We start from the raw sequence: 17,205 nt of genomic DNA, 5'->3' as shown, positions 1-17,205 counted from the left end.
TAGCAGAGTATGACTGATCACTCAGGCCAATTATCAGTTCTAAATGGAATGGCTGGTAACCCTGCGCTATTTTGAAGATTGGTAACCGCATAATTGGTAAAGGCATACCTCACCGCAACTGGCCGAGTTACAGTGTTGGTACTGAGAATAATTTTTTTTCCAGATATTTGAGCTTTTGCTGGATAAAACTTCCGATCAATTCCTGCGACCTCAAAGAATGCTGGTGACGACCCGTCGCGAGTGGTAAGGCCAGAGGCAACTGTTTCAGGTTTAAACATCACTTCAACCTGGCTCCCATTAAATTTTGCCTTTTGAAATTCTGGCCCCTTATAGATTACAGTATCAATATTGTAGGTTAGATTAAGTGCACTTTTAGCGAGGCGAACACCCAATGGTCCTTTATTTTTAGGATGCAAATCCTTTGCTTCTCCTACATCCATACTTACTACCATAGCGGTATTTTTTACTTTTGCTATCTTCTGCTGTGCTTCCCTAAAAAAAGCGTAGTCTGCAAGTTTAGGATCTTCTTTATCCCAAAAGAAAGGTGCTACCTGAACATAATAGAATGGCAGATTGCCTTGGTTAAATTGGGATCGCCAGGTAGTGATTAATTTCTGTGTTGCCAGGGTATAAGATTCTCGCTCAGTTCGGTTGCCCTCTCCCTGATACCAGCAAAAGCCTGTTATAGACAGAGGCGTAAATGGGTTTATCATTGCATTATACAATAGGAACGGCCTGGTCACTTTCTCAAAACTGAAACCACCATCCACCTTTTCTTTTGATTTAGGATCGGCTAGGTAAGGCTGGAGGTAAGTAGTATTTAAGAGTGGGTTACGTTGTAACACGTCCTGTGGAATAAAAGCTTCTACTTTTGAGGCGCCAATGCCAGAGAATACCAAGCCAACTGGAATATCAATCACCTTTTTAAGGTAGGCACCAAAATAATAACCAACTGCACTGAAGTCTTTGGCGGTTTGTGGTGCACATGTAGTCCACTTACCCTTTACATCGGAAATCGGACTTGCGCTAAAATTTAAGGCAGTATTGAATAACCTGATATTCGTATCAAGTGCTAATGGTAGATTGGCATCGGCATATTTATCTTCTTTTAGGCTGAATTGCATATTGGATTGTCCACTCAGGAACCATACATCACCAATAAGCAAATGGCTTAACTTTACCGTATCATTCGCCGTGTAAACCTGGAGCTGATGGGAGGAGTAATCTCCTTTGATAGCTTTAGGAACGCTAACTTCTACCATAAATCTTCCCGATTCATCTGCCCTACCATTCGAACTTGATTTGTTCCAATCTGTTGAAACAAACACCTGTTCGCCTGGACTTGCAATACCCCAGACTTTAAATGGTTTACCTTGCTGAATAACCATGTTGCTTTGCAAAATATTATTAACCATCAACCGCGATGTTTCCTGTGCAGATGACCAGCTGCTTATAGCGAAGATAAGCAAGCTTAAAATCTGCCAGCGTAGTTTGAACGTGTTTGACTTCTGTTTCATATTGATAAATATTTAAATTCTGGGTTATCTTACAAACTATGATTTTTATTATTGATCGGCGATTAAGCAATAAAATACAATTGTATTTAAAAGCCAATTATGGTTTCTCACCATTCACAAGAATGGGTTTAAATTCATACCGGTAAGGTGGACGATTTTCTGGCCAATTATCTGTTCTAAACTGTTCTACCGGTAAGCCGTCTTTGGTTTGAAGGTTAGTAATTGGATAATTGGTGAAAGCGTACCTCACTGCTACCGGTTTCGATACTTTATTGCTATGGAGAATAATCTTGTTATTTAAAATTCTGGCACTGGCCTGATGAAATATCTGATCATCTCCTGCAAGCATAAAATATTTCGGAGCCATACCATCTTTTGTGTCTAAACCCTGATTAACCGTTTTTTTATCAAAGCTAACAACGGCACTATCATCCGAATATGTTACATTCGAGAAAACGGGACTTTTATAATGAATTGTATTATAGCCGTAAGTTTGATTAAGAGCCATCCTGGATAATCGATCTGCAACCGCCTTTTTATTCTTAGGATGAATATCATTGATTTCACCTACATCAAGTGTACTTACCATCCCAGTATTTGTAACCTTTCTAATATTTTGCTGTTGTTCCCTAAAAAATGCATAATCATTAGCGTCTTCTTTTTGATTATCATAGTTATATGGTGCAATTTGAACGTAATAGAAGGGTAAATTACCTTGATTGAATGTTTCCCTCCACCCTTTTATAAGTGCGGAAGTTACGTTAGTGTAGCTTTCTCTCTCCTTTCCGTTAGACTCTCCCTGGTACCAAAGAAATCCCGCGATAGAAAGTTTCCTTAAAGGACTTATCATCCCATTGAATAATATGTATGGACTAGAAATTCTATCCCAACTAAATATACCATCTATTGGTTCCCTATATCTTTTGCTCTCTAAAAAGCCTTTTAAGTATGTAGAATTTAATTCTTTATCGTTTTCAAGAAATGCCCTCGGAACCCAGCCTTGAGCAGATGAACCACCAACATTAGAGGATATTATCCCAACAGGTACCTTTAATTTATTTTGAATTTCTTTAGCGAAATAATATCCGATTGCACTAAATTCAGGAGTAGTTTGTGGTGTACAAATTTGCCACGATCCAGTGAAATGATCTAATGGTTGTCCTGCCCAATAAAAACCCACTGTAAGAAACCTTACCGACGGATTGTTCGATTCGGAAATTTCCTGCTTGCTATTTAACAACTCTTTAACCTTAAATGCCATATTGGATTGCCCTCCACATACCCAAACCTCACCGATTAATAAATTTCTAAGGGTGGTGGCGTTTTTTCCATCAGTAATCTCTATCTGGTGTTGGTCATAATCTCCAGGTTTGGCAGATGGCACTTTTACAATGGCGGAGAAAGTGCTATCTTCTGCAACCTTTGTTTTAACAGGTTTTGCCCAGTCTGGCGAGATGGTGATCATAGCTCCTGGGATGGCTTTACCCCATATATTTAATGGTTTTTTTTGTTGGATGACCATATTATCTTGCAAAATACTTCCCAATTTTATTTGACCGGAAGAGGTTATGGTTAAAAAGATTATAGGCACCAATAATGTTAAAAATTTAAGTCTCATATCATCGTCGTATTTTACTGGTTATAGTTAATTCTGTTTATTGTGCTGTATAATTGTATGGTTTCACAAGGATTGTATATTTACCATCAGGAAGAAAACCCTTTTCGAAAGTGATCTCTATGTTTTTCCGCTCCCCTTTCAATAAAGTAAAATAATCATCATTCATTAGGGCAGGTAAAATACGTTCACCATCACTTTTCCGATAAGCTTGCACCTTCACTGCAAAAGCAGGTGTATTTCCTTTATTAATTATCGTAGCATTGATTTTGTATTGTCCATTTTTCAAAGTAATGGTAGAAGTTGTTGTCAGTTTCGCGGGAGGCATACTATTTAAAGCGGTGTAATCTGCACCTCGTTCACTTCTCCAATAAAAATTGTCTGAAATTAATTTCCCTTTTGCATCCTTCAATTGGAGTTTGATGAAATTCATTTTTGCTTTAGGAGGAGTAGGTGTTTCATAAACTTCAAAATCCCAAAGAGAATATCCATACATAGTTGCTCTGCTTGTGCCAAGAACACGTACGTACCTGCCTGTTTGGTTATTAATAGGAATCAGTTCGTATCCCCCCTTGGAATTGTCATTTTCGTAAACATCTTTCCATGATTTTGCGTCATCAGAGACTTGGATCTTATATTTGCTTGCATGCGCACTTTCCCAGTTTAGCACTACAGAATTGACAGTTTTTTTGGCCCCAAGATCTACATAAATCCATTCTGGATCAGAATTTCTACTTGCCCAGCGAGATGAAGGATTTCCATCCGTAGCGCTATTAGGGTTTTCGAGATTTTTTTCACCAGAGGATGCAAAAGTTTCCTTCTTGTGTGCGAGGTTAGGGCTATATTCATCAAAGGCAAGCTTGAAACAACTAGTTGCTTCATTAGACGGCGCATCAATTGTAGCTGATTTGCCCATTTGCTTCAGCATGCTACCGTCGATATTATATATGGCCGCAGATACGCTAAGATTTCTCAAATGCTCACCAGTAGTATTGATAACCTTAATTGAATTGTCGGCATAGCTCCATTGAACGTGAATAGGTTCACAAGCTTTTTTAACGCCCCAATAGGCACCATTTAAATCGTAATAGTAATCGTACGTTTGCCAAACTAAAGAAGGGTAAGCAGATTGACTCATCCAGGTAATTACACCTGAGGCATCATTCCACATGTTGTGTTGCCAACCTTCGAATAGCGCTTTATTAGTTTCGATATTTAGCAGTTGTGCTTTTTCGCAGAACTCGATGATGCTATTGGATTTGCCATAACTGCTATTGATTGTCCTTTCGTATGTATCGGGGCCGGCATTTCCCCCTGAAGAGCCGAAAAAATGTTTATCCCACATGCCATTGCGTGGCCACCAATTTTCTTTGGGCATAAACTTTTTAAAACTATCAAAAGTTGTAAACACCGCTGTGCCAATTTCTGACCGAAATCCCCAACCCTTCTCTCCTCCAAAGCCGTTTGGTGATTTATCAAAATACCAAATAGGGTGTGCATTAGTCCACGGACCACTTCCGGTTAATGCGTCTGAATGGGAATTGGGTTGATATAAACGGTCTCCACCATCAAAAACCAGTACATTTTCGCGTAGATAGTTATTTAGTGGTGGAAGTGGATAACCCTCGTTATCTCCACACCAAACGGCAATACTTGGATGATTTCGTACCCTTTGGATTTTTTCGATTGCGTTTGCGTTGAAATTCCCTACATCTCTGGGCAAATTCGGTTCAGAGTTTAGCCAGAAATCATCCCAAACCATTATTCCATATTTATCGCAAGCCTGGTAAAATTCATCGTCGGTAACTGATCCAATCCAATTACGAATCATGTTGAAATTCATCTCCTTATGGAGCTTAACTTTTAAATCATACTCACTACCGCGACACCTTAACATATATTCAGACATGCCCCAATTTCCACCTTTCACAAATATCTTTTTTCCATTTATAGAAATATGCAGCACATTTCCGATGGTATCATAGCTATACTTTTTGATTCCGAATTTAACCTGTTTCTCTTCAGAAACAATCTTATCATAAGTAAACTTGAAGTTAGCAGTATACAAATTTGGCTCTCCATAGCCATTTGGCCACCATAATTTGGGTTTTGATACTTTAAGTGCTTCGAATGCATCACTACCAAATTTTAGTGTACGCACCTGGTTGGGGAGCATTTTTACCTTTTGCTGCAGGTTGATATTTCCTGGTTGAATATTAACAGACAGAATTCCTTCTATAACCTTCGGTGAAGAATTATTTAATACCGTCTCTATGCCAAGTACAGCATTCTTTTCGTTCAGTTCAAGTGTTCTAATCCAAGGGTCTTCTATGGTTACTTTGTTTGAGGCGCTGAGATAAACATCATCTGTTATACCACTATTGAGACCTGGAACATACGGCATCCAGTCCCATCCGGCTGAGGAAATATAGGTAGGAGTAGCCAGATTAACCAGTGGCATCCTTGGAACACGAACTAAAACTGCTAATACGTTTGGCACCCCCTTTTTCACTAATGCAGTTACATCAAACTTTCCTCTCTGCATAAAACCATTTAAGTTCCCTAGCAGTTGATTATTTAAGTATACATCACCACTTCGATTAATTCCTTCAAAATTTAGCCAAATTTTTTCTTCGATAAATGTATCTGGAATGATGAATTTAAGACGATACCAAAAATCACGGTCGTACTTTTCTTTATTTACCTGATAAATGTTGTCGCCAAAATTTGGATCTTTCTCTAAACCTGCAACAACGTATGCATTAAACACCGTACCTGGAACTAATGCATTTATCCAGTTGGCATCTGGATAATCCATCTCACTCGGTCTATTTAAACCTTTCCAAGAATCTGTATCTGGACTAATCTTCCAGTTAATCGATTTAGCACTATTTAAATAAAAAAACTTTTGCCCTTGTGCAGGCCCTGCCAGTATTGAAAATACGGCAAATAGCAGCAGGGCCTTACATTGTTGATAAAATTTCATTTATTTATGATTGGTTTTATAGGGGTTATTTACTGCCACGTGGATCAAATATTGCAACGGCTACTCTAGAATCAGCACAGCCATAATACAGGAACCATTTTTGTTTAAAATACACCAGACCTTCAATAAATACAGTTCCAGCAGGATATTGGCCACTCTTTTCGAACGGCTCGGAAGGAATGAGGAACGGTTGATCAAGTCTGGATAGAAGTACTTCAGGATCTTGAGCGCTAAATAACGCCTGACCAGCACAATATGCATTTGCAGTATACCGCTCATCTCCATCTTTTCCTGGCAAGTTTTTACCGTTATACATAAGTACAATCCCTTTAGCAGTTAACACTGCAGGCGGACCACACTCAGTTAACTGACTATCGAAATAACCTTTTCGTGGTGAAAACAATACCTTTAAAGCTCCGCTCGTATTTACTACTGGGCTCCAGTTAATTAAATCTGTAGAGGTGGCACCATATACATTGGCCTCGCCCCAATACATCCAATATTTCCCTTTTATTTTTGTAATGGTTAATTTGTTATTGATTACCGAAGTAAGTATTGATGCAGACTTGGTGGGCAAATTGAAGAACTTTCCATTATATGCATACCTAAATGCCGGACCATGTTTTTTCCAAGTCTTTAAGTCTTTTGAGGTAGCAACAGCCAACCTTGGCACCTTATTGTTCCATTGTGTGTACATCATTACGTAAGTGCCGTTCGCGGTTACGGCAACTCTTGGATCTTCACAACCTCCAGCCCATTCAAATTCTTTCTGGTTATCATTTTTTGGGAAAAGTACCGGACTTTTAGCTCGCACCATAGCTGTACCATTTTTACTTTCTGCCAGCCCAATTCTTGAGGTGCGCTGGCCAATTCCTTTTCCTGATTTATCTTCCGCACGATAGAGAACATATATCTTTCCATCCTTTAAGGTGGCAGCGGGATTGAAGGTGTCATTGCTCTCCCAGTCTATTTGTTTTTGCTTTATCGGATCAAAAAACTTATTGGTAGAATCAGGAGAGATGATTGGATTCACATTCGTGGGACGAATAAACGGACCCAGTTTCCAATTTACAGGTACTTTCTGCTGTGCCTGTGCTCCAAAGCTTATTAGAAATCCAAGAACTAAAGTAATTTTTTTCATTTTATGTTGAATTAATCCGTTAAGTTTTATTGGTATGATGGAGGTGGACTGGCCAATCCCCAGCTTTTATTTGGTTTATCAGATAGTTTATATTCCAGCTTACCGCCCATGGACAGTTGTTTCCAGTTCAGCCATGTTTGGTTAAGCACTTTACCTTGAAACTTTACAGACTGAATATAGTTTAAATCTTTGTTGCCACCGGTTATGCTTAGGTTTTTACCATTTGGAAGTGTAATTATGATGCTGCTAAAGCTAGGTGAATTAATTGAAACCCCTCCTACCCCTGGAATTACCGGGAACAAGCCAATATTACCAAAAACATAGAATGCACCCATAGCCCCTAAATCGTCGTTACCAGGAAGTCCATTATCTTTGTTGCTATATTGCTCTTGAAGAATTTTCTTAACCAGGGCTTGTGTTTTATATGGCGCACCAACCCAGTTGTAAAGCCAAGGCACCTGAAAATCTGGCTCATTTCCTGCAGCGAACCAATCTTGCGAATAATCTGCATTGAGTTTCCGAAAGAAATTATCTAAACGTTCTTCAGCATTTTTATTGCCCCCAATAATATCAATCAGCCCTTTAACATTGTATGGTACCATCCAGAAGTAACTTTTATAATTTGCTTCCCTCATGCCGTCGTTCTGTCCCCTCCAGCTGCCATCTGATTCCTTGGATCTAATCCAACCTGACTCCCTGTCGAACTGATTCTTCCACCATGTAGAACGTTCAAGATATTTCTGATAAGTCGTTTGATCGTTTAGTGCTTTTTTTGCAAACATACCTATGGCAAAATCAGCAGAGGTATATTCCAAGGTCATAGATGCATCATTAACATAACCTTTTTGTAAATATTGCGCAACATGAGGTCTTGTTTCAATTGTTTGAGACTTTGCGCCTGGCACTTCTGCGCCCCTTTTCATTATTTTCAAGGCCTTTTGCGTATCAAAATCTGTGGCTCCAAAAGCATAAGCATTCGCAATAACAATCGCCGTAGGATCTCCTTGCATAATCCCAGTTTCAGTATTGGCTAAAACCCATCTTGGAAGACTTCCGCCAGATTGCTCAGCAAAGTTAATGGTCGATTGAATGATCTGACTGGTTTGTTTAGGCGCAAGCATTGCAATCAGTTGAATCTGTGTGCGATAAGTATCCCAATTACTGAAAGATGTGTAATTATCTCTTCCTTTAGACACTACATGTACTTTATCATCTGCCCCCATATATTGTCCATTAACATCGTTACTGATATTAGGATGGGTAAACACATGGTAAAGGTGTGTATAGAACTGCGTCACGTGATCAGCATCTTTTGATACTACTTTTATTCTCGAAAACTTATTGTTCCATGCCTGTTGCGCTTTAACCTTTATGGCTTCAAAATTCCAGTCTGGATTTTCTGCCTTTAAGTTTTGATAAGCATTTGCAATTGATACATAAGAGATAGCAAACTTATACTTAATGGTTTTCTGCTTTGAGACGTTAAATGTAAAAAATGCACCTGAGTTCGGGCCCTGCTCCCCCTTCGAATCTGGTTTAAGCACACCATCTTTCCAAGTTCCAGCGCTTTTTACAGGCTGATCGAATACTGCAACATAATACACCTTGTATGGCGTGGCAGAGCCGCAGAAAGAACCACCATCTGCATAGCCTTCCAAACTATTATTTCCAGTTATCTTTACACTGGCTTCTGAAATTTGTGTTGCATTTATTCCCGAACCAATTACCAGCGTAGCTTGCTGTTCTGATTTGGCAAACTCGAAGGTGGCCATTCCTGTCCTCTGAGTTACTGTTAAGTTGGCGTTAATATCATCTTTGGTAAGCTTAACCCGATATAAGCCTGCAACTGCTTTTTCTATTTTGAAGCCAGGCTTAAAAGATTTCATGTCGTTTGGTGAATCTTTAAGTGCTCCAGCCAGCGGCATAATTGGGAAATTTCCCATATGGTCGCAGCCTGCGCCGCTAAGTTGATTGACTACAAAGCCTTTGTTTTCTGCAAAAAAGGTATTGGTGAACTGAACCATTCCCATTGGGTACATCGCTCCTGGGAAAGTATAACCAGCTTCCAAGTATTGTTCATGTACACCATGCCCTTTTCCTTTGCTTCCAATAGTAGTATTTACCAAATCTGAATAATTCTTCTCTACAGATTTCTGAGCAAATGTTTTCGATATTGTAAACACTGATATAATGAAACCCAATTTTAGGTATCTAAATATCAGGGTGTTTTCTTGATTATATTTCACAATAAAATATTTTAATTGGTTAGAAGGTTAAAAATAGAAAGAAAAAACGATTTAGCAAATTATTATAGTTATTACAGAAATTACATAAGCGGATCAATCAGAAAGTACAAATCAATCTAAGATATCAAAGACCTCTCTCAGATCATTCAGTTTTTCGAGGCTTAAATTTCGTTCCCTTATCAGTTTTTTTATCTCTTTTGATTTGTTTGGATACTGTTTTTCTAAATTTTTAACATTTAGTCTTATCAAGCCTGCGTCTGATTTGAAATATAGATCATCTGCTGGTATAATTCTGTAATTAGGAAGTGACAAGTTGTAAATTCCACTAATTAACTTAACATTGGCAACTGAATTTTGACCGGCAGTTTGCGATGTGCCACCCATGCCGGCATTCGCAGCTGGAGGAATATACGAAGCCGTATGGTCTATATAGATAAGCCTATTTTTTACAGCGAATACTTCCAAAAAACGATCTTGGTCTAGCACAAATTTTTTATTTTCCAGGTATATTGTATCGATATTGGTATCATAGAGAGCAAGCATGCTGCCTTTGTTTACGAACACCATTTCATGAGTTAACCGATTGTAATTTAATTTAGCCTGGTTCGGACTTCCAGATTTGTATGAGATAGTACCTTCCCGAAAGTCGGGAAAAAGGTAATGCTGTGAAGGATTTTCTTGCCCACGGCCAATATTCCCACAAACTATCAATAAGAGCAACACAATAAAATTTTTCATAATTAGTTGGTTTTACTCATCAAAGACTTTTTGCTTTATCCTGAAAGAAATTAATTAGTTGCGAAAAAATCTGAGAAGTACACCATGTGATATTTTATTGAATTTGCCCAATATTCCCAACTATGGCCACCAGGTCTGCTGGTATAATCGTGAGGTATTTTCAAACGCAACAGTTCTTGGTGAAGATGTTCATTTACACCGTAAAAAAAGTCGTTGGTACCACAGTCGATGATTATGCCTAATTGAGGTTTGATCAAACCAACAAGATCTACTACACTATTATCCTTCCAGTTTTGTGGAAATTCGCTGTATGCACCAAGTCGCTTTGGTAAATCCCACCCGTTTGGAAAGGGCTTTATATCCACCCCACCGCTCATGCTACCCATTGCGCCAAACACATCTTGATGCTTAATTCCTAGATAAAGTGCTCCATGTCCACCCATGCTTAAACCTGTTATAGCCCGTCCTTTTCGATTGGCAATGGTACTATACTTTCTATCAATAATTTCGACTAATTCTTTGCTAACATAAGTGTCGTACCTGTAGGTGGAGTCTATTGGACTGTCGAAATACCAGCTGCTTTGATTGCCATCAGGGCAAACAATAATCATTTTATATTGATCTGCATAACCTTTTATGGCAGGAACTTTAGAAATCCAGTCTTTGTAATTGCCGCCTGCACCATGAAGAAGATAGAGTACCGGTAAACCAGTTCCTACCCGGTATTTTTCGGGTAGGACTACTGTAGCTTTGATCGTCTTATGCATCGATTTACTAAAAGTAGCGATGGTGTCTACTTTTGCTGCCTCAGCATATCCTGAGATAAAGATTGCTAAATAAAGTAGAATCAAAAATCTTTTCATCTTAATTGATCTTAGTTAGCGAGAATGGTTTATCAAGCATACCAATACCTCTGGTTTTTTGCGGCTTGTTACCCATTACTAATTTTAAAACGCCACCTCGTGTAATATCTCCATGCTTAATAAAATTTTTGGTATAAACTTTACCGTTTAAAGTAGCCGACTGGATGTACACGTTTTCCTTGCTATTGTTTACAGCTTCAACAATAAATTTTTTACCGTTTTCTAAGCTCAAAGACACCTTGTTAAAGACTGGAGATCCTAAAACATATTCATCGGTTCCTGGGCACACACTGTAAATACCCATAGCGCTAAGCACATACCATGATGACATCTGCCCCTGATCTTCATCACCTGGAAATCCATTTTCCGAAGCATTGTAGAGCTTATCCATCACCTGTCTAACATGATATTGTGCCTTCCAAGGCTGTCCGGCGTAATTGTAAAGGTAAATCATATGTTGAATTGGCTGGTTGCCATGAGCATATTGTCCCATGTTGGCTAACTTCATTTCAGTCATCTCATGAATCACCCCACCATATTTGCCAGGAACAATGGTATTGGGAATAGAAAATACAGAATCAATCTTGGAAACAAAATTGCTATTGCCACCCATTAAATTAATGAGACCCTGAACATCATGAAAAACCGACCATTGCCAATGCCAGGCATTGCCTTCAGTATAAGGACCGCCCCAAGAAAGTGGATCGAAATTTGGTGTCCAATCTCCACTTACCTGGCGGCCTCTCATAAAGCGGGTAGCCGGATCATAAATCATTTTATAATTGTACATCTGCCTACTGAAAACATCCATGTAGTATTTGTTACCAGTTTGCTTAGCCAATTGGTATCCACAAAAATCATCGTATGCTGATTCAAGCGTTTGTGACACTGAACCTTCAGACCCTGGATAAGGGATAAATCCAGATTGGTAATACTCTTTCCACATTGGTCTACCAGTGGCAGCACCACCAGGCCCCTTGTTAGTAGCCTCATGATAGTATGCGGCCAATGTTTCTTGAGGGTCTACGGTACGAATACCTTTAACCCAGGCATCAGTTATTAACGAAATAGCGTGGTTGCCTAGCATACCACCAGTTTCTCCTGGCTGAGACCATGCCGGAAACCAGCCGTACTGCTTTTGAGCTTCTAACAGGGCATGTACATATTGACCTTGCATTTTCGGGTGCATAATGGTATTCAATGGAAATTGAGCCCTGAATGTATCCCAAAAACCGTTATCAGTATACATGTAACCATCATGAATTTTACCATCATAAGGGCTATAATAGTAAGGATCACCCGCTTTGTTGATTTCAAAAAATCTGTGAGAGAATAAATTTGCACGAAACACGCAAGAATAGTAAGTGGCTTTTTCCTTTTCCGTTCCACCCTCTACCGCCATTCTGTTAAGCAAATTATTCCAAACTTTGAAAGCTGCATTCTTAGTATCCTCAAATTTGTTATAATTCCCTAATTCAGACTTAAGTGTAAGTTCTGCTTGCGCTACATCGATATAAGAAGAGGCAGTTTTTACCTGGACTGTGGCACCATCCTTAAACTTAACGTAAGCACCTATTCCTTTTCCGCTATCTTCATCATTATTATTGTTGATTTTGCCCTTTTCATTTTCCCATGTGCCATATGCCTCGAAAGGTTGATCGAACATAATCACAAAATAGTTCTTGAAATTGTCTGGCGCCCACCTTGCGTTATTTACCCACCCGGTAATTTTATTTTCTTTTGGATATATTTTAACACCACTCATTTTCGTATAGCCATCCAGAACAATATATGATGACTCGCCTTTAACGAACTGAAATTTAAGGTGTGCCCCCCTTTCTGTAGGCGACATTTCCGTAGTAATTCCATTATCGAATGTAACTTTGTAATAATTAGGCTTGGCAATCTCATTTGTGTGTTTAAACTTTGATGATCTGTCCTTATCTAACACCTTCAGCGCTCCACTAACTGGCATCAGGGTATAAACGCCATAATCATTTACCCAAGAGCTGCACTGATGGGATTGTTGGAAGCCTTTAATCTCATCTAGAAAATACTGATATTTCCAACCCTCGCCATTCTGGCCAGTGTGAGGGGTCCATGTATTCATGGCGAAGGGCATAGATACCATAGGATAGGTATTGCCGTAAGACAACTCATATTTAGAGTTGGTTCCCTGCAGGGTGTTAACATACTTTACCAAATCTGGCTGCTGTGCCATGGCGTAAGTTGTTAGTCCGGCTAGGAGTAGTGTAAATTTTAGTTTCATTGTGTGTATATGTGTGGTTTTTTTTAAAAAATTAATTTTTTCCCCAATTTTTATTAGGCTTATCGCCCATTACCAAGGCAAGCTCACCACCATTTGTAAGTACCTGATGAGTAATAAAACATTTATCATATGGCTTTCCGTTTAACTGAGCGCTTTGGATATAAATGTTTTTCGGTGAATTATTTTCAGCGGTGATCGTAAACGTTTTACCAGATGCATACTTGGGGTCTAGCTTAATTACAGCTTTTGCAAACACAGGACTTGTAATCTCATATCTGGGATCGCCCGGGCATACCGGATGTAGGCCTGTTGCTGCCAATACATACCATGCTGACATCTGTCCTACATCTTCATTACCAACCAATCCCTGAACACTATTCTTGTAAGCCCGCTGGCAAATTTCACGAGTTGTTTTTTGCGTTAACCATGGCGCACCAAGCCTATTAAACAAAAATGGAACGTGATGAACAGGTTCATTAGGATGGTTGTAGTAGTCATTCCACATCATGTTTTCTGGTGCCTTATCAAAAAATGAGCTTAAATCAGTAAGTACATGTTCTTTACCGCCCATCAAAGTAACCATCCCGTTCACATCATGAGGAACAAACCAACCCTGCTGATAGGGATTACTTTCGATGCAGCCATACCATTGTGTTAATCTTCCAGAATCTGGCCAGGCCAGCCATTTACCATTGCTGTCCTTTGGCCTGAACCAATTCTTCTCTTTATCGAAAATGTTGCGGTAAGATTGCCCTCTTTTATAATATTTGTCTGCATCGTCTTTTTTACCTAAAGCACTAGCAAATTGACCAACACACCATTCGAAGTAACCATACTCTAATGTATTGGCAATACTAAAAGGTTCAGGCGTAAATCCTCGTTCGCCATTTCCAAACTTTTCTACACTATTTACCGATAATTGATAGGCTTTATTGACATCAAAATTTCTGATTCCCTTTTGGTAAGCATCGGTTATAACAGAAACAGCAGGATTTCCAATCATGCATCCGCTGTAGGCGTTTAGCATTTCCCACCTTTCAAGGTAAGTTTTATCTTTTTCTGAGGCTAGGGTAACAAGTGAGTTTACCATATCATTAACCACAACCGGATTAATTATGGTTTGCAACGGCATCTGACTACGAAAAACATCCCAGCCACTAAAGATTGTTCTCTTTGTAAAGGTTTTCGAACGATGGGGGTTTCCATCGCCACCTGCATAATTGCCATCAACATCCTGAAATACCCTTGGATCTAGCATTGTATGATAAAGCGCAGTATAGAATGATATTTTTTCATCTTTAGTACCTCCGGTGATGTCAACTTTAGCCAAAGCATCATTCCATTTCCTTCTTGCACTTTGCTTCACAAGATCAAAATCCCAATCTGCAATCTCGCTCTCCAGATTCTCTTTAGCGCCATTTATGCTATTATATGAAATACCTGTTTTCAGTACAATTTGCTCATTGTCTGTTGTATTAAAATTAGCGAAGAAACCCAAATGTTTTCCAGACACTTCAGTTGGTTTCTCTATAATCGATGCTTCAGAAATCACTTTTTGATATTTATCGCTGGTTACATCATCTCGCTTTCTCGACCACTGTTCGGGAATATCGGCAGTCCAAACACCATAGTTAGTTAAGGGTTTAGAAAACTGAGCATAAAAATATACGGTATAATTGGCCTGCCCATCACCATTCCCCCAGCCCCCACCATCAGGCGTACATTTCATCCATCCGGCAATGGTATGGTCATCTACAACTTTTACCGATTGCATTGTGGAAGTTCCTCCAACGCGTCGGGCAAGATCAATTTGTATCCTAGACATTTCATTTGCCGGGAAAGTAAATCGCATCATTCCACTGTGTGGCGCAGCCGTGAGTTCAGCTTTTATATTATGGTCGGTTAGTTTAACAGCATAATAACCCGGACTAGCTTGTTCTGAAGACTTGTCGTATTTCGATCGATATCCATCTCTCACATTCTCTTTTCCGGGCGCCGTCTTAATTTTTCCAGCTGTAGGCATTACCAAGAAATTGCCCATATCTCCGAACCAACCCACACCGCTCATCTGCGTCAAGGCAAAACCTTCTATCGTTTTATGCTCATAGCTGTAACCAGATCCATTATCACCCCCTGTAATGGTGTTCGGACTAACTTGTACCATACCAAATGGTGTTGTAGCCCCCGGATAGGTTTTACCCAGCCCATGGTACACACCGGCATCATCAACATTAGTAGTAGCACCAATGAACGGATTAACATATTCCGCAAGATCATCCTTAACTGGTTTAACGCAAGCAAGCCACGCCATCGCCATCACGCCAGCGATGGCAATCCAGCTTTTGCTATATTTTTTCAAGTCTGACATGGTGAGTAACTGGTTTATTTATCGTGTAAATTTCATTTATTAACATTTCCATTTTCATCTTAACTTTGTCACCATTATCAACGATTTCATCGTAGTCTCCCTTTTTAGCATTTAACCACCCATTATTTTTCAGGTTATTTGAAATGGTATCTCTAGCTTCTTTACTATTATTGAAAAGTAATCCCTTTTGCTTTAAAAAGTTGTACTGGACCCAGAAGTAGTTTCGGTACTTAGCTTCTACTCCCCTACGCTCATTATTTAGGGCTAGAATTTTAAGCGCTTGTTTATATTGTGGTGTCTGCTTAATAACCGCCAGATTCACGCCCTCGGCCAGTTGTTTTGCAGACCATTCGCCCACTGTGGTGTTATCAATCTTAAGTCGATATCTTTTGCCTTTAAGGCCAGAAAATGCAATCAACTCCTGGTCGAACTCTTTAACAAATGGAATAACTTTGAGCGCTTCATCCTGAACCTGGTTATTTTGCCAAACTCTGGCTGCAGTATCAATTGGATATGGCAATGATTTCGCCAGGTAATCGAATGAGACCACATCTTTGCCGAACCGTATGCCAGTAACTTTTGCGTTGGTTGATTTTACCAATCGCCTGCTAGCTGCATCTACTTTCACATCTGCAATACTGCGACTAGCCAATCCTTGAGCTTTCAAAAATAAATATGCCATTATAAAATGTCCAGCGCTACCAGGGTGTATCCGATCAGGGCCCGTATTGGTATAAGCAGGTTGCGTAATTTGTTCCCTTTTATTAATTTCGGTCATTGGCTGAAAGAAATCTATAAAGCCCCAGTTATTGGCAATTGCAGATTGACGTTGAAAATCAATAATACCCTGCATGGTTTTAGCTTTACCAACAAATAAATTACCTGGTATCTTTGCGGTCTCATCATAAGGTGATGAACCGACTAGAATCGGCGAAATGCCAGGAATTTCCTTCAACTTAGCCTCTATCTTTTTATAACTTTTTTGAGACTCATCAATTATCGCTTTCCTTTTCTCGTCTGTTACGGGGTTCTTCTGATCTAGATATTCAAAATATTTGCTATCGTTCATACCGAAAGTCATCGCGAGAATATTTGGTTTCTTAATCAAAATATCCCCTTCTAACCTATCGAAAATTTGACCAGCTACATCACCACCAATGCCTGCATTAAAAATATCTATCCTGCTATTGGGAAAATGGGTCATATAATAAAGCCAGATATATGATTCATATAATCCTGCTTCGGTAATGCTATTGCCAGCAAACACTACCCTGTCTCCTGTTTTAAACGGTTTTAAAGGCTTTTGCGAAAAGCAAGTTAGCCAGCAACAAAACGTAATCGCTGCAATAAGGAAAATTTTGTACTTCATAAATTATCAGCTGGCAGCTATACAATTCAAATTAAGCTTTGTAACTGCCTGTTTATACTTGGTTAATTTTTTAAATATAATAACATAAATCGA

General features: G+C 39.2%; 10 protein-coding genes. All 10 read right to left on the bottom strand.

From position 1 onward, the window contains the following. Nucleotides 1–17 precede the first annotated feature (17 nt). Nucleotides 18–1,517: a sialate O-acetylesterase gene (locus OQ268_RS06185; protein WP_265855243.1), complete on the bottom strand. Its 1,500-nt coding sequence runs from the start codon at nucleotides 1,515–1,517 to the stop codon at nucleotides 18–20. A 97-nt stretch (nucleotides 1,518–1,614) separates the two neighbouring features. Next, nucleotides 1,615–3,135 (bottom strand): sialate O-acetylesterase, encoded by a 1,521-nt coding sequence (locus OQ268_RS06180; RefSeq protein ID WP_265855242.1) that lies wholly within the window; start codon nucleotides 3,133–3,135, stop codon nucleotides 1,615–1,617. Nucleotides 3,136–3,172: 37 nt separating this feature from the next. Continuing rightward, entirely contained in the window at nucleotides 3,173–6,118 is a 2,946-nt protein-coding gene (locus OQ268_RS06175) for a galactose-binding domain-containing protein (RefSeq protein WP_265855241.1), read from the bottom strand. A 25-nt stretch (nucleotides 6,119–6,143) separates the two neighbouring features. After that, nucleotides 6,144–7,259 carry a glycoside hydrolase family 130 protein gene (locus OQ268_RS06170; protein WP_265855240.1) on the bottom strand — a complete coding sequence of 372 codons (1,116 nt, stop codon included), beginning with the start codon at nucleotides 7,257–7,259 and terminating at the stop codon, nucleotides 6,144–6,146. A 26-nt stretch (nucleotides 7,260–7,285) separates the two neighbouring features. Then, the gene (locus tag OQ268_RS06165) at nucleotides 7,286–9,505 is read right to left on the bottom strand and encodes a GH92 family glycosyl hydrolase (protein ID WP_265855239.1); all 2,220 of its coding nucleotides are present in this window, start codon (nucleotides 9,503–9,505) and stop codon (nucleotides 7,286–7,288) included. A gap of 111 nt (nucleotides 9,506–9,616) precedes the next feature. Beyond that, nucleotides 9,617–10,243, bottom strand: coding sequence for a hypothetical protein (locus OQ268_RS06160; RefSeq protein ID WP_265855238.1), 627 nt, complete (start codon nucleotides 10,241–10,243; stop codon nucleotides 9,617–9,619). Between the two features lie 50 nt (nucleotides 10,244–10,293). Next, nucleotides 10,294–11,106: an alpha/beta hydrolase gene (locus OQ268_RS06155; protein WP_265855237.1), complete on the bottom strand. Its 813-nt coding sequence runs from the start codon at nucleotides 11,104–11,106 to the stop codon at nucleotides 10,294–10,296. Between the two features lies 1 nt (nucleotide 11,107). Beyond that, nucleotides 11,108–13,375, bottom strand: coding sequence for a GH92 family glycosyl hydrolase (locus OQ268_RS06150; protein ID WP_265855236.1), 2,268 nt, complete (start codon nucleotides 13,373–13,375; stop codon nucleotides 11,108–11,110). A 31-nt stretch (nucleotides 13,376–13,406) separates the two neighbouring features. Further along, complete coding sequence (locus OQ268_RS06145) at nucleotides 13,407–15,743, bottom strand: GH92 family glycosyl hydrolase (protein WP_265855235.1); 2,337 nt, start codon at nucleotides 15,741–15,743, stop codon at nucleotides 13,407–13,409. Beyond that, entirely contained in the window at nucleotides 15,721–17,112 is a 1,392-nt protein-coding gene (locus tag OQ268_RS06140; protein WP_265855234.1) for an SGNH/GDSL hydrolase family protein, read from the bottom strand. The genes OQ268_RS06145 and OQ268_RS06140 overlap by 23 nt, the downstream gene beginning before the upstream one ends. Nucleotides 17,113–17,205 lie beyond the last annotated feature (93 nt).

The sequence above is a fragment of the Pedobacter sandarakinus genome (assembly GCF_026240095.1).
GTDB classification, from domain to species: domain Bacteria; phylum Bacteroidota; class Bacteroidia; order Sphingobacteriales; family Sphingobacteriaceae; genus Pedobacter; species Pedobacter sandarakinus.
The sequence above is the reverse complement of the archived record's forward strand: the minus strand, read 5'-3'. Positions and strand labels throughout refer to the sequence as shown.

Coding starts and splice junctions, on each gene's coding strand:
- OQ268_RS06185 (WP_265855243.1), bottom strand. CDS start 1,517: ATGAAACAGAAGTCAAACACGTTCAAACTACGCTGGCAGATTTTAAGC.
- OQ268_RS06180 (WP_265855242.1), bottom strand. CDS start 3,135: ATGAGACTTAAATTTTTAACATTATTGGTGCCTATAATCTTTTTAACC.
- OQ268_RS06175 (WP_265855241.1), bottom strand. CDS start 6,118: ATGAAATTTTATCAACAATGTAAGGCCCTGCTGCTATTTGCCGTATTT.
- OQ268_RS06170 (WP_265855240.1), bottom strand. CDS start 7,259: ATGAAAAAAATTACTTTAGTTCTTGGATTTCTAATAAGCTTTGGAGCA.
- OQ268_RS06160 (WP_265855238.1), bottom strand. CDS start 10,243: ATGAAAAATTTTATTGTGTTGCTCTTATTGATAGTTTGTGGGAATATT.
- OQ268_RS06155 (WP_265855237.1), bottom strand. CDS start 11,106: ATGAAAAGATTTTTGATTCTACTTTATTTAGCAATCTTTATCTCAGGA.
- OQ268_RS06150 (WP_265855236.1), bottom strand. CDS start 13,375: ATGAAACTAAAATTTACACTACTCCTAGCCGGACTAACAACTTACGCC.
- OQ268_RS06145 (WP_265855235.1), bottom strand. CDS start 15,743: ATGTCAGACTTGAAAAAATATAGCAAAAGCTGGATTGCCATCGCTGGC.
- OQ268_RS06140 (WP_265855234.1), bottom strand. CDS start 17,112: ATGAAGTACAAAATTTTCCTTATTGCAGCGATTACGTTTTGTTGCTGG.